The organism is Serratia quinivorans, assembly GCF_052113645.1.
Taxonomy (GTDB): domain Bacteria; phylum Pseudomonadota; class Gammaproteobacteria; order Enterobacterales; family Enterobacteriaceae; genus Serratia; species Serratia quinivorans_B.
This window is the reverse complement of the sequence record NZ_JBIEIU010000005.1, coordinates 72019-84885: the sequence shown is the minus strand read 5'-3', so window position 1 is coordinate 84885 and position 12867 is coordinate 72019. Positions and strand designations below refer to the sequence as shown.

Sequence of the window (12867 nt, the reverse complement as noted above, 5' to 3'; positions counted from 1 at the left end):
ATGGTCAGCTATGCAGAGCAAATTTCTACGCTCGAGAATCAAATTGAAACTCTCAGCAAGCAACCTGCGGAAATCAGCGGTACGACAGTCACCACAATGGCGGCCGTTTGCCCAGACCACGGGGAATTCCAGCAGATAATCAGGACAATGAATGGACTGAACAATCTGCAAACAAAAACCGCTTGCCCAATCTGCCTACAGCGGAAGCTTCATTCTCTGAAGGAAAAACAAGCCGGGGAAGACGCCAGGGTTAAACAGTCAACCATCAAGCACCTAATGAACGATTTGCTGCTGCCAGACCGATTTGCGGGTGCGACACTGGATAATTATGATCCGGTTAATCAAGAGGCCGAGCGTTGCCTTAAGGTCTGCAAGGCCTACGCGACTAAGTGGCCTGACCGGTTGAAGCAGGGCGGCGGTATGGTTTTGTGCGGCAAGCCAGGCACCGGCAAAAACCATCTGGCACTAGCCATTGCTAAACATGTCATCCAGCAGCACCAGAGTTCTGCGCTGTTCACGACGGCGTTGCGAGTCGCTCGGAACTACAAGTCCACATGGAGCAAGACCTCAGAACAAACCGAGGCTGACGTTATCAAAACCTATACCAGCCCTGACCTGTTGATTATCGATGAGGTTGGCGTCCAGTTCGGGTCTGAGTCTGAAAAGCTGATCCTCTTCGAAATCATCAACACTCGCTACGAGAAGATGAAGCCCACCATCCTGATAAGCAACCTACCCAAAGACGAATTATCAGCGTTCATTGGTGAGCGGGTTATCGATCGCATGAATGACGGCGGCGGCTGCACGCTGGCTTTCACGTGGGAAAGTTATCGGTCGAGGGCGGCATGATGGTTAACGATGAAATTGAAAATGATATTTTCGTCACCTTCGGACTCGAAGAAATGCTGGCATACCTAGTAACCGTGAGAGAGCACGTTGCGCTTATCCCTGATGGCGGCCACCACAAGACTGTAGCTATTGGCACCATCAACTCACTGATGGATCAGCTAACTACCGTTGATGAAGCGCCTCAACCACACTGACCTGCCACGCAAAGGAGATAACCAATGAACGTAGAAAACTTCGCAATTCTAGTTCGCATTAACGGCAAGACAGGACAGATAAAACTCACAGATGAAGAGCAGAGGATGTTCAGCAAGCTAATTCTCGGCGCTCTCACTGACACCTATGGAAAGGCGCAATTGATAGAGACGCCAAGCATCGATCTGCCTGCTAACCCGAAAGTATTCAAGGTGGATAACCATGGATAAGCAACCAACAAATAAAAAACCGCTAAAGATGAATATCATCGCGGCCATCGGCTTGTGCCCTTGGTCCCCTCGGTGGATTAAAATTCTATGCCTTCAGTTAACGATGAGTGAAGTTTCGCGAGGCTTTAAACGCATGCTTTCCAGTGTGGATACATCAAAAATAACACAGCAGCAACGCGATGAGATTAACGGGATGATTGAGGCAATGAACAGAGCGCGGGGATAAAGTCATGGATAAGCTACACGAAGAGAGCCGCAAGCAGTTTGAGGAGTGGGCCGAGCACACATATTCAGGTGGGAATATGTTTTTGAGAGTAGGCCCGCACAAGGAGGCGTACCACCAAACGATTATCCAGGAGCTTTGGGAAGCATGGCAAGCCAGCCGAGCCAGCATCGTGGTTGATCTTCCAAAACTATCCGGCGAACCCACTCACCTTATCGGTGACATGAGGTCATCAAGAGCAATCGCCTTTAAGCGAAAAAAGGCTCGTGATCGCGTCATAAATGAGTGTGCCGACGCCATCCGCTCTATCGGCCTATCAATCAAAGGGGAGTGATATGACTCGAACTGAAATTGAAGAAGCTTGGCATGAGGAAATGGAAGCGCGAAGGGTTGCAAAGATAAAACGGAGAGCTCATAGCGTCTGCAACGGGTACACCTCTGCAAAAATGGCATTCAATTCTGGAAGCAAGAGATATCTTGAAAATGGATGGGTTGACCTATGTTACGTAATCCATTGGCTCCATGACATTTGCGAATTGAAAACCTTCAAGGAAGTAAAGCCAGGATTATACGTGCATTACCTTGGAAAATTCGAAATTAGCGGGGTTGGAGTTTTCAGTTCATTTAAAGGCATGAGGATGAAAGTAAACGGAGCAACTCATGGATAAACAGGTCTTCTACCTAAGAAGCCCACAGATACGGCAGAACCTGATAGAACACATCAAAAACCTACCGCTAGACGACTCAAGACCAATCACAGTAACCATCAACGACGCCAGCCGAACCTTACCGCAGAACGATTTGTTCCATGCGTTATGCACTGATGTGTCTAGACAGGTGTTATGGCAGCAGAAGAAATTATCGATGGTGGACTGGAAAGCTTTGTTTGTGTCTGGGCATGCAATGGCAACCGGACGCCCGGGCGAGGTGATTCCAGGGCTTGAGGGCGAGTTTTGCAGCATCAGGGAAAGTACGGCGAGCATGGGCATAAAGCGTATGAACAGCCTGATTGAATACTCTCAGGCATGGGCCATAAGTAATGGCGTGAAGCTAAGGGACGTCAAATATACGGGTGATTATTTTGGGAGAGCGTCATGAGCGAAGAGATGTGGAAGCAAGTTCATTTATCGCCTCATTATGAAGTAAGCAATTTGGGGAGATTTAGATCCATCGATCATGTTGTAGAGAAAGAGGGTTATAGGTCAAGCTTCAGGGGGCAGCTGATTAATCCATTCAAAGTCAAAAGTACAGGCTACCTTCAAGTCAAAATCGGCGGTAAAAAATATACCGCTCATCGATTGGTCGCCATCGCATTCTGTGAAAGAAATAGTGAAATATTTGTGGTTAATCACAAAAATGGCAAGCGTGATGACAACAGAGCAGAGAATCTAGAGTGGGTTTCTCAATCTGAAAATATCAAACACGGCTACAGCCATAACGGGAGGACGCCTACATCCTTGGGGAAATTCAGTGGCGAACACCCAACGAGCAAGGATGTAATATCAACCGACATGATTACTGGCGAGGAAAGGCACTACGAGGCAGCAATGGATGCAGTAAGAGAAGGATTTGATAGTTCAGCGATTAGCAGGTGCTGCCACGGAGAAACAAAGTATCACAAGGGAAAATATTGGCGATTTGCATCGACAAAGGAGGGAGGTCATGACACGAAGGCGTAAATCAGTCTGGGACAGACTAGAAGAGAAGCTGATATTCAAACCAACAACCCGCACTCCCCGCAAGAAGAAGTTAGCCCCCACCGAAATCCCAACATATGACGCAGTTTGGCCGCTTATACAGAGCCGTTTTAACCGCGTGCGGAGGACAAGATGAAAAATGATATTGCAGTAGAGAAACTAAAGGAGCTTCTCAACTACAACCCAGTAACCGGCATCTTTACATGGAAACAAAATAGAAGAGGGAAGGCTAGGTCTGGTGATGTAGCAGGAAGTGTTAACGATTTAGGATATCTGAAGATAAGCGTTATTGGGAAAAACTACGCAGCACACAGATTAGCGTGGCTGTATGTTTATGGGAAATGGCCTTCAAAATTCATAGACCACATTGACCGGAACAAATTGAATAACAGTATAGATAATCTCAGGGAGGCTACCAGATATGAAAATGGAGCAAATGTTGGGATTAAGTCTCACAACACTTCTGGTTTCATTGGTGTTTCTTATAACGCCCAGTGGAGAAAATGGTTTGCGCAAATTATTCACAAAGGCAATAAAACATTTCTTGGGTATTACAAAACACCAGAGCTAGCCAGCGAGGCTTACCAAAAGGCGGCCAAGGAGAAGTTTGGTGAATACTCTCCTAATTAAATACTATACGGCGACGCTGATAGACAGCATGTGGCTGCGTCGTCGTGCCCGGAGGAAGCCATGACCGATTACAGCAACGTTCCAGACCATGAAATAAACGCAAGAGTAGGTGAGGAGTTGGGGATGACGGCTCATTTTATTGAACATGACGGGAGAGTGAAATTCAGGGATACGAGCGGAAGAATCCAGGGCACTAAAGACTACTGCAACAACCCGGCTGACGCATGGCCGATCATTGTTAATCATGGGATAAGCCTCACCCATGACTATGGCGAATGGGAATCCGAAGCGTGTTTAGACCTTCCTGTCGGTGCGCATGGAACTGACGAACTGTGTAGCGTTGGTGGCATTGATAAGAATCCTCTCAGGGCTGCAATGATTGCATTTCTACTGCTGAAGGAGTCTGAAAAATGCTCATCCTAGCCATATTAGCCTGCGCTTACTGCTTCGTAGCTGGTCAGTGCTACGAGTTTTACAGTAAAGGGCATCCACCGGTACCGACCATAAAAAACCTGTTACTCAGTTTGGCGTGGCCCGGCAATGTCGTCGCGTTTCTGCTGATGAGGTGCGTGCGATGATCTGCGCCGATTGTGGAAAGGAACTACAGGAAGATGAAATTTATGTTTGCGACTCCTGCGACCAGGAGCAACGCAAGTTCATCGAATCAGTGACGGGAGAGAATGACGATGGCTAAGACACCACGAAGGCGTTGCAAGATATGCCGAGAATGGTTCCATCCTCGCAGCTTCAATGAGTGGTGGTGCAGTCCAGAACATGGAGCAGTGTTCGGCATACAGGAAAGAGATAAACAGCGTCAGAAGGCCATACAGAAAGCAGAAGCGCAACGCAAAGAACAAACCCAAGCCGAAAGGCGCAGCCTCAAAATCCGCAAGTTAGCAGTAAAGCCCCTTAATTACTTCCACTCAAAAGCCCAATCCTCATTCAACGAGTTCATCCGCGCTCGCGATGCAGGCCATTCGTGCATTAGCTGCGGGAGAAATACCGGGGCAAAGATGAACGCTGGACATTACAGAACGGTGGGGGCCAGCAAGGAAACTCGGTACGACGAAACCAACTGTCATTTGCAGTGTGAGCATTGTAACTCGCACCTATCTGGGAATATCGGCGAGTACAAACCGCGACTGATTGAAAAAATCGGCCAGGAAGCTTTCGACCAACTCATGGGGTATCACGTGCCCAAGCAGTGGACCCGGGAAGAACTGCAGGACTTGGCGGCGCATTACCGAGCAAAAACACGAGCACTAAAGAAACAACTGGAGGCGGCATGAACAAATCATTCGAAGCAATGATGCGACTCAAATACGGCAGTCGCTACGACCTAACCAGGGATTGGGATGGTTTCTATGGCAGGGAAGTCGTCCGGCGAATGTTTGAAGTCTACTGCGAATGCAAGGGAGTGGCGGACTGATGGCAAGACAAAGAGCTTCACTGAGCCTGGATGATGTCATATCTATCAGAACGCTCATCGGTATCGGCATCAGCACCAAAACCATCGCAGATCAGTTCCACACCTCGAAGCAAAACATCCAGAGTATCAAAACCGCAAAGACATGGGGGAAGGCATGAGAAAGCCAGACGCGATTTATTTCCTTCCAATGGTGCTGAGACAGGCCGATTTACGCCGGGTATGGTGTCGCGGGAAGAAAACCATAACGCCAGCACAACGAGTATGGACGCGATACATGCTGACGCTTTGGGGTAGGCACCTCGGCGGTGATGATTCACCGGCAGGCTGTGTAAACGTCATTGGTCGTTTGATGATCCGAACGGAATGGAGCGAAGGGCAATCAAGCCGAATTGTTGAGGTGGTCGAAGCTCTGCACTCGCAAGGTTATCGAGGTGAAGACCTATTCAAAAGGTCTCGCGAGCTGGTAATCCCTGGAACATCTGCAAGCAGCATCATCGCTCTCGCCAAAGAATCTGATGATGCCGCTTTTGTTGAAGCAGTGATGAGCAAGGCCATTAAACGAGACAGCCCGATTCGCTCTGTAGCCATTAAACGATATTGCGATCGCAAATGCCCGCAAGACATAGCGAGAATGATTGAACGCGAAACCGGCGCTGACTTACAGGCATCGAGAAAGCGAGTTATTTGGTGCGAAGAAATACTCGAAGAAGAAATGTTTTATGCCATTAAACGTGAAGTGGAGAAAGAATTTCTACAAATTGCAGCTTAATTGAAAATAAAGTTGCAAAACGGGAAATTGGAGCATATATTTTCAGCTATGCTCGGGAGCGTAAAGCGAAGAGCGGCAGTGACGAGGATTTAAGTAAACAGCGCACATAAGTCTGCATAGCTTAAACGCTAATTACCAGCACTGAGCTGAAGCACTGCCAACCAACATTAAGCCATGGCTATAAACGCCGGGGCTTTTCTATTTCAGGGCTGCGCTTCTGCGTGGCCTTTTTGCATTTAGCCCCACGCCAAAACAGTCAATCACTTCAAACACCATCGTAACGCTGAGTGACTACGGCGCGGCGGCTATTCCTTTCGACTACAGCGCACAGCCTACAACCGTAGGAGGTGGAGATTATGAAAATGCCATGGAAAAACGAACCTAACGTTCTATCCATGCTAATTGCCATTGGCATGACGCTCATTGGAGCCGTTGCCAGCTATTCATTCAAAGTATTGAACGGCGAGGCTTTCAGCTGGAGGACTCTATTTTTGCAGCTGATAGTTTCTATATTCGCTGGATTGACGATGGTGATGATCGCCCTCCACTACGCATGGCCTCAAGAAATTATGGGTGGCGTATGCGGAATGGCTGGCTGGTCTGGGGCATCGCTGATCAAGGCGCTGGAGCGTCGGTTCCTAAACAAGGCGTCAGGAGAAGACAATGCAGATCAGTAATAAAGACATTGAGCTGATTAAGCGGTACCGAGAATGCTTTTCATACGATGAAAAATCACCCACTTGCCTCGCTTGGAAATCACGTGTTGCTAATTGCGTAAAAATCGGCGCAATGGCTGGAGGCCCTCATTGGTCAGGTTATTGGTATGTGCGACTTGATGGGCAGTCTTATGCTGCGCACAGAGTTGTTTATGGTCTTATTAATGGATACCTACCTGACGAAGTCGATCATATAGATCTTAACCGTTCCAATAACAAAATATCAAACCTTCGCGCCTCAACAACATCACAGAACGAATGTAACAAAGGCATTCAGAGAAATAATACCTCTGGGGTCAAGGGCGTCAACTGGGACAAGAGCAGCGGAATGTGGAAAGCCAGGGTGGCTGTCAACGGGAAAACCAGATATGCAGGAAGATTTCACAACATAAAAGATGCGGAACAGGCGGTTATCGCTATGAGAAGCGAGCTACATGGCGAATTCGCAAGGAGCGCAGCATGAATATTAGTGAGCGAGGAGTAGCACTTATTAAGCAATTTGAAGGCTGCCGCCTGACATCCTATCAAGATTCTGTCGGAGTTTGGACTGTAGCCTATGGCTGGACCCAACCTGTTGATGGCAGAAAGATTGGTCCGGGAATGGTAATTGACCAGGCTACGGCCGAACGCCTGCTTAAGTGCGGCCTTGTTCAATATGAGCAAGGAGTGAACCAACTGGCGAAGGTGATCATCAACCAGGGGCAGTTCGACGCATTGGTGAGTTTTGCCTACAACCTCGGCTTGCGCTCGCTGAGCACATCCACACTACTCCGAAAACTGAATTCCGGAGATAAGCAGGGCGCTGCAGATGAATTTGGCAAATGGGTTAATGCCGGTGGCGTCCGGTTGAATGGATTGGTTAAGCGCCGGGAGGCAGAGCGCGAGTTGTTCTTGTCATGAGCGCCATCCTGTTTGTTCGCACCTACTGGAAGCAAGTCTCCCTGGCTTTGGTGGTGATCACCTTCCTGAGTGTTTGTTGGATAGCTAGTCACTATCACGCCAAGGCAGTACAGCTATCCAAGGATGCCAAAGAACTATTGGCACAAGTAACCAGCCAGCAAGCCATCATCACCAAGCAGATTCAGCAAGCCCAGCAGTTCAACACCATTGCCGCAGGAGTCGAAAGTGAAAAGCAACAGACCACTGACACCGGCGACAAAATCCGCTTGGTGTACAAAACCAAGATGGCAAGCTCTCCCTGCGCTGTCGTTCCTGTTAGTAGCGATGTCTCTAACGGCCTGTACGACCACGCCAGTAAAATTCGTAGCGGCCCCGGTGACACCAATACCGGCAAACCTGACCGCTAACTGCATTCCTCCTCTACCAGGGCAGCCGTTAACCTACGGCGGCGCGGTTACTTACTCAGACCAGTTGCTGGACGTGATTGATAACTGCAACCGCGATAAGGCAGCTATCCGAAAGATAGAGGCTGAGAGACAGAAATGATTGGGAATCTGGTTTGTGAAATTAAACTTCGCCGATACGCGTTCCCATTCATTGTGATTGCCGTATTAACCAATTGGGATTGGCTGCTAAAGAAGTGTTTCAGCATGAAAGTAAAATCAGTCCCAATAACGAATTCCCCCGACAAGGAATAAGACTGTGTAACCCTGCAGGAGGTGATCACGTCTTGCTGGCGGGTAAGCCGCAAGTAGCCTAGCAACTCTGACAAGCGTGGCAAAGATGCGAAACCAATTAAAGAGGTGCCTATGGATGAATATGACGAAGGAGTCCGATATTTCGAAACTCATCCACTAATAGGACGCGACATGTGGATCACTTCCGCAGATATCAAAATTCACGTTACTGACGTATGGCTAGAGTGTGGAGAAATCTACATCGGCGGGAACGTTGGTAACGAAGCCTTTTATGCCCTGGCAGACCTTGCCCAAACAATTCATTGAGGATTACCCAATGCCAAAACGTGTCGTGGGCGCTAGCGGCGTCCCAGTAGAAGTAGCAACTATGGATGATGTGGAAGGTGAAGCGTACGTGCTGCCAGCCGCCACCACTGCAGTAATCGGCGGCGTGAAGAAAGCCGCAACGGTAGTCAACTGCACAGTCGCAGCTGATGGTACAAGCGCAGGCACTCAGCTTAATGCGCTGTTAACGACATTACGTAACGCAGGTGTCATCGTTTAAGAAATTAAATATCGCGAAGTGAGAGCTCATCACCGAGCGAAAAGTGGGAAATGCTGAAATTAATCAACTACTGGCAGGTGCAAGTTTTTGATATAGACAATAACCAGCCTATCGCAACCGGATATCAGCGAGATAAAGAACCTGAATTCGCAAATGGTTTCATCATACTTAGGGACATGAAGGGGACTACATTGACAGGTTTCCGAATTGACCAGATTGCAGCATTTAAAGTTTCCCCAGTTTACAAGCAAGAGAAATAACAATGGCAAAGCTCACCGACAAACAAGAGCTGTTTGCCCGTGAGTACCTGAAAGACCTCAATGCCACTCAGGCAGCTATCAGGGCGGGTTACAGCGAGAAGACCGCTCAGGTGCAATCAAGCCGCCTGTTATCAAATGCTATGGTTCAGCAGTATGTAAGCGAACTTGCCAAAGAAAGAAACACTCGTGTGGGAATTGATGCTGACTATGTGCTCAGGCAAGCCGTAAAGCTACATGAGCGATGCATGCAAGAAGTAGAGCCACTAACTGACCGCAAAGGCGATGAGCTAACCGATGAAGATGGCAAAACAATATTCGGGTTTGACGCTAAGGGGGCGGTGGCAGCGCTGAAACTCATTGGCGAGCATGTCACTGTTCAGGCGTTCAAACAGCAGACCATCAATGAGCATGTTGGAAAAGATGGGCAGCCAATGCAGGTGGTCAATTACACACCGGCTGATTACGCAGCAGCCTCTAAGCAATTAGAGGAGAAACTAGACGGGTTGGACTGATATGACAAAGGTTATCGAATGGGATGATTTGTCATTTCCTGAGCGCGTCGTGCTCAAGTCTAAATCCACCAAGTCGTTTCTTAACTTCACTCGTTTGTGGTTTGAGTTGGTGCAGGGTGACCGGTTATTGGTTAATTGGCATCACCGATTGATGGCATCGAAGATTGATGAGCTGATCGCCGGTGAGTTAGAGCCAGGAAACCTGATTATCAATATCCCCCCTGGCGGCACAAAAACAGAATTCTTCTCTATCCACTTCCCGGCCTACGTTAACGCGCTGGTGCAAGAGGGTAGATTAAAGCGCTTCCGAAATCTGAATATCTCCTTTGCTGACACTTTGGTTAAGCGTAACTCCCGCCGTACCAGAGACATTATCGCCAGCAAGGAATATCAGGAGTTGTGGCCGTGTGGCTTTGGCGTTAATCAGGCTGAAGAGTGGGAAATAATCGACACTCGCGGTCGCTCAACTGGCCAGACGATATCTCGCTCAAGCAATGGGCAGATTACCGGCGGCCGAGGCGGCTACTACGGCGACCTGTTCTCTGGCGTGGTCATGCTGGACGACTACAACAAGCCGGTCGATATGCTCAGTGAGTCTCGCCGTGATAGTGCGAACAACTTGCTGGTCAACACCATTCGCTCCCGACGCGGTGATAAGTCGAAAGAGCACCCAACGCCATTTGTAAGCATCCAGCAGCGCCTCCACACTAACGACGCAACGGGGTTCATGCTGACGGGCGGGATGGGCGTCAAGTTCCACCACGTGGCTATCCCTGCGTTAATCAGCGAACGATACATCCAATCTTTGCAAGAGCCTTGGCGCTCACTATGTTGGGAGACGGTTAAAGACACCGAGTCGGTTGAATATTCCGGTGAGCGTTACTGGTCATACTGGCCGCAGATGGAGGATGTGAACGACCTGATCCAGTTATGGGAAAAGGACAGATACACATTCTTGTCACAGTACCAGCAAAACCCTATGGCATTGACCGGTGGCATTCTCGACACCGGGTGGTTCAAGAACTACACCACTTTGCCTAAGCTGCAGTATCGCGCTGTATACGTCGATACCAACAGCGGGAAGGTGGAGGATTGGCTCGACTACACCGTATTCAGCCTTGTTGGAATGGGTGTGGACGGAAACCTATACATCATCGACGTCGTGAGAGGTCGCTGGGACCCGGAAGACTTGCTGAAGAAAGCAGAAGAGCTCTGGGAAAAGTGGCGGTTAAGTGGTTCTGTTCGAATGATGCCAATGCGGCATATGGCAATCGAAGAGAAACAGGCTGGACAAGGTCTTATCACCACGCTGAAGAAGCGCAGTGCTACTCCAGGGCAAATGAGTATTCCAGTTAAAGAAATCCCCCGCGGCACTGGGCAGAACAAATTAGTCCGCTGCCTCAACGTTATTCCCCAAATCAAAACTGGCAAGGTCTATGTGCCATCTACGCATGACGAAAGCGGCGCATCAATCTCTCATGTCTACTATGAGGATGGTGCTGTTGCCGGGAATACATCGTGGGTGCTAACCGCCATGACTGAATGTGCTGCGTTCTCGGCTGATGACAGCCACGACAACGACGACATTCTGGATACATGGATGGACGCCATTGATGACAACCTAATTTCCGGTCGCCAGCCAATGGTTATTGACCCTAGCCAACTCAGGAGAATTTAAGTGTGGCCTTTTAAAAAGAAAGAAGTCGCCGCGCCTGAGCCGGTGAAAGAACCAGTAAAGCAGCACATGACCATTACCGCTGAAGCAGTCGCTACCATCCAACCAAAACCGCAAAGAGAGTATCAGCGCTACGAGCCGCCAAAGGGTGTTATCCCGGAGAGAATAAAAAGCTCAATTCTGGCGATGGATGAAACTCCGTATGACATGCTCAATGACGCGTATATGGGTTACGGGTACGGCAGTCTAGAAAGCTTCCCTGGCTATCCGTATCTGGCCACGCTGGCGCAAAAGCCTGAATATCGGAAGATGGTTGGCACAATTGCCGAGAAGATGACCAGCAAGTGGATCAAGCTGAAGACGGTCGGTGATGATGACAAGTCAGAGCGCGTTAAGAAAATCATCGATGCACTTGAGCGTTACCAGGTGCGAGACAAGTTTAGAGAAGCTGCAGAGCACGATGGGTATTTCGGCGGTGGCCAGATTTATATTGATCTCCAGTCACCGAAAAACGTATCTGCCTGGACTGATGATAACGAGCTGCAGTCGAAGCTGTTTCTATCCAATAAGAAGATAACCAAAGGCAGCCTGATCGGCTTCCGTGTTATCGAGCCGGTATGGACTTATCCTGGAGTATACAACGCAGCCAACCCGTTGAGTCCTGACTTCTACAAGCCGACAGAATGGTTTGTGATGGGTAAGACAGTGCATGCAAGCCGCATGATCGACTTCGTATCTCGGCAAGTCCCAGACCTGCTCAAAGCGTCATACAACTTTCGCGGACTATCCCTGACGCAAATGGCTGAGCCGTACGTCAACAACTGGCTGCGCACGCGTGATAGCGTTAGTGACATGATCCACTCGTTCAGCATTCCGGTGCTTGGCACTGACATGAGTCAAGTGCTGCAGGGTAACGGTGCTGACATGCTGCTTAGCCGCATGGAATTGTTCAACCGGTGCAGAGATAACCGTGGCGTATTTGCCCGAGACAACGCACTTGAAAAGCCGGAAGCGGTAGAGTTTGTAAACGCCCCGCTAACAGGCCTTGATGTTCTTCAGGCTCAAGCGCAAGAGCAAATGGCATCAGTTTCTAGCATCCCCCTGGTCTTCTTGCTTGGCATTACACCCAACGGGCTAAATGCGTCGTCTGACGGCGAGATACGCGTGTTTTACGACTACATTCACTCCATTCAACAGGCCATGTTTAAGTCACCGCTACAGCGCGTTCTGGACGTTATACAGCTATCAGAATTTGGTGATATTGACCCAGATATCTACTTCGAGTTTGAACCGCTGTATGAGATGACGGCAAAAGAGAAAGCAGAGATTCGCAAAATCGATGCTGATACTGATGCGGTGTATGTCACTCAAGTTCAATCGCTGTCTGCAAACGACATTCGACAGAAGCTGGCAGATGACCCAGATAGCCCTTACCACTCATTGGACTTAAGCGATGACATCGAAATCGAAGAAGGCGACTACGACGAAGACGAAGAAGTCGCAACCGAAAACGATAAGGGCAGTGAAACCTAACGCGGGCGTT

The 12867-nt window shown here is 49.0% G+C and carries 23 protein-coding genes; all 23 read left to right on the top strand.

Annotated features, from left to right (window positions below):
- The 23 genes from ACGS9J_RS11410 to ACGS9J_RS11300 all read left to right on the top strand — a co-directional run bounded on the left by ACGS9J_RS11410 (position 1) and on the right by ACGS9J_RS11300 (position 12857).
- Positions 1 to 849, top strand: coding sequence for an ATP-binding protein (locus tag ACGS9J_RS11410; RefSeq protein ID WP_442231029.1), 849 nt, complete (start codon positions 1 to 3; stop codon positions 847 to 849).
- Positions 846 to 1043: a hypothetical protein gene (locus ACGS9J_RS11405; RefSeq protein ID WP_442231028.1), complete on the top strand. Its 198-nt coding sequence runs from the start codon at positions 846 to 848 to the stop codon at positions 1041 to 1043. The genes ACGS9J_RS11410 and ACGS9J_RS11405 overlap by 4 nt, the downstream gene beginning before the upstream one ends.
- A 24-nt stretch (positions 1044 to 1067) precedes the next feature.
- Positions 1068 to 1271 carry a hypothetical protein gene (locus ACGS9J_RS11400; RefSeq protein ID WP_442231027.1) on the top strand — a complete coding sequence of 68 codons (204 nt, stop codon included), beginning with the start codon at positions 1068 to 1070 and terminating at the stop codon, positions 1269 to 1271.
- Entirely contained in the window at positions 1264 to 1497 is a 234-nt protein-coding gene (locus ACGS9J_RS11395) for a hypothetical protein (protein WP_442231026.1), read from the top strand. The genes ACGS9J_RS11400 and ACGS9J_RS11395 overlap by 8 nt, the downstream gene beginning before the upstream one ends.
- Positions 1498 to 1501: 4 nt before the next feature.
- Positions 1502 to 1828 carry a hypothetical protein gene (locus ACGS9J_RS11390; protein WP_442231025.1) on the top strand — a complete coding sequence of 109 codons (327 nt, stop codon included), beginning with the start codon at positions 1502 to 1504 and terminating at the stop codon, positions 1826 to 1828.
- A gap of 1 nt (position 1829) precedes the next feature.
- Positions 1830 to 2162, top strand: coding sequence for a hypothetical protein (locus ACGS9J_RS11385; protein ID WP_442231024.1), 333 nt, complete (start codon positions 1830 to 1832; stop codon positions 2160 to 2162).
- Entirely contained in the window at positions 2155 to 2592 is a 438-nt protein-coding gene (locus tag ACGS9J_RS11380; RefSeq protein ID WP_442231023.1) for a recombination protein NinB, read from the top strand. The genes ACGS9J_RS11385 and ACGS9J_RS11380 overlap by 8 nt, the downstream gene beginning before the upstream one ends.
- Entirely contained in the window at positions 2589 to 3173 is a 585-nt protein-coding gene (locus ACGS9J_RS11375) for an NUMOD4 domain-containing protein (RefSeq protein WP_442231022.1), read from the top strand. Before ACGS9J_RS11380 ends, ACGS9J_RS11375 begins: the two co-directional genes overlap by 4 nt.
- A 150-nt stretch (positions 3174 to 3323) precedes the next feature.
- Positions 3324 to 3821, top strand: coding sequence for an HNH endonuclease signature motif containing protein (locus tag ACGS9J_RS11370; RefSeq protein WP_442231021.1), 498 nt, complete (start codon positions 3324 to 3326; stop codon positions 3819 to 3821).
- A 60-nt stretch (positions 3822 to 3881) separates the two neighbouring features.
- On the top strand, positions 3882 to 4244 hold the full coding sequence (locus ACGS9J_RS11365) for a phage protein NinX family protein (RefSeq protein ID WP_442231020.1): 363 nt from the start codon (positions 3882 to 3884) through the stop codon (positions 4242 to 4244).
- Positions 4245 to 4395: 151 nt separating this feature from the next.
- Positions 4396 to 4515, top strand: coding sequence for a protein NinF (locus ACGS9J_RS11360; protein ID WP_020827358.1), 120 nt, complete (start codon positions 4396 to 4398; stop codon positions 4513 to 4515).
- Entirely contained in the window at positions 4508 to 5110 is a 603-nt protein-coding gene (locus ACGS9J_RS11355) for a recombination protein NinG (protein WP_442231019.1), read from the top strand. Before ACGS9J_RS11360 ends, ACGS9J_RS11355 begins: the two co-directional genes overlap by 8 nt.
- A 294-nt stretch (positions 5111 to 5404) precedes the next feature.
- Positions 5405 to 6019: a hypothetical protein gene (locus ACGS9J_RS11350; RefSeq protein ID WP_442231018.1), complete on the top strand. Its 615-nt coding sequence runs from the start codon at positions 5405 to 5407 to the stop codon at positions 6017 to 6019.
- 356 nt (positions 6020 to 6375) lie between these two features.
- Positions 6376 to 6696: a phage holin family protein gene (locus ACGS9J_RS11345; RefSeq protein ID WP_442231017.1), complete on the top strand. Its 321-nt coding sequence runs from the start codon at positions 6376 to 6378 to the stop codon at positions 6694 to 6696.
- Complete coding sequence (locus ACGS9J_RS11340; protein ID WP_442231016.1) at positions 6683 to 7198, top strand: HNH endonuclease; 516 nt, start codon at positions 6683 to 6685, stop codon at positions 7196 to 7198. Before ACGS9J_RS11345 ends, ACGS9J_RS11340 begins: the two co-directional genes overlap by 14 nt.
- A complete protein-coding gene (locus ACGS9J_RS11335) occupies positions 7195 to 7635 on the top strand; it encodes a lysozyme (RefSeq protein WP_442231015.1) in 441 nt (146 codons plus the stop codon). Before ACGS9J_RS11340 ends, ACGS9J_RS11335 begins: the two co-directional genes overlap by 4 nt.
- Positions 7632 to 8042: a hypothetical protein gene (locus tag ACGS9J_RS11330; protein WP_442231248.1), complete on the top strand. Its 411-nt coding sequence runs from the start codon at positions 7632 to 7634 to the stop codon at positions 8040 to 8042. The genes ACGS9J_RS11335 and ACGS9J_RS11330 overlap by 4 nt, the downstream gene beginning before the upstream one ends.
- Positions 7960 to 8181: an Rz1-like lysis system protein LysC gene (lysC, locus tag ACGS9J_RS11325; protein WP_442231238.1), complete on the top strand. Its 222-nt coding sequence runs from the start codon at positions 7960 to 7962 to the stop codon at positions 8179 to 8181. Before ACGS9J_RS11330 ends, lysC begins: the two co-directional genes overlap by 83 nt.
- A gap of 423 nt (positions 8182 to 8604) precedes the next feature.
- Positions 8605 to 8877: a head fiber protein gene (locus ACGS9J_RS11320; RefSeq protein ID WP_442231014.1), complete on the top strand. Its 273-nt coding sequence runs from the start codon at positions 8605 to 8607 to the stop codon at positions 8875 to 8877.
- 50 nt (positions 8878 to 8927) lie between these two features.
- Entirely contained in the window at positions 8928 to 9137 is a 210-nt protein-coding gene (locus ACGS9J_RS11315; RefSeq protein WP_442231013.1) for a hypothetical protein, read from the top strand.
- A gap of 2 nt (positions 9138 to 9139) precedes the next feature.
- Positions 9140 to 9649: a terminase small subunit gene (locus ACGS9J_RS11310; protein ID WP_442231012.1), complete on the top strand. Its 510-nt coding sequence runs from the start codon at positions 9140 to 9142 to the stop codon at positions 9647 to 9649.
- A gap of 1 nt (position 9650) precedes the next feature.
- On the top strand, positions 9651 to 11327 hold the full coding sequence (terL, locus tag ACGS9J_RS11305; RefSeq protein WP_442231011.1) for a phage terminase large subunit: 1677 nt from the start codon (positions 9651 to 9653) through the stop codon (positions 11325 to 11327).
- Complete coding sequence (locus ACGS9J_RS11300; protein WP_442231010.1) at positions 11328 to 12857, top strand: DUF1073 domain-containing protein; 1530 nt, start codon at positions 11328 to 11330, stop codon at positions 12855 to 12857.
- The last annotated feature ends 10 nt before the right edge of the window (positions 12858 to 12867 follow it).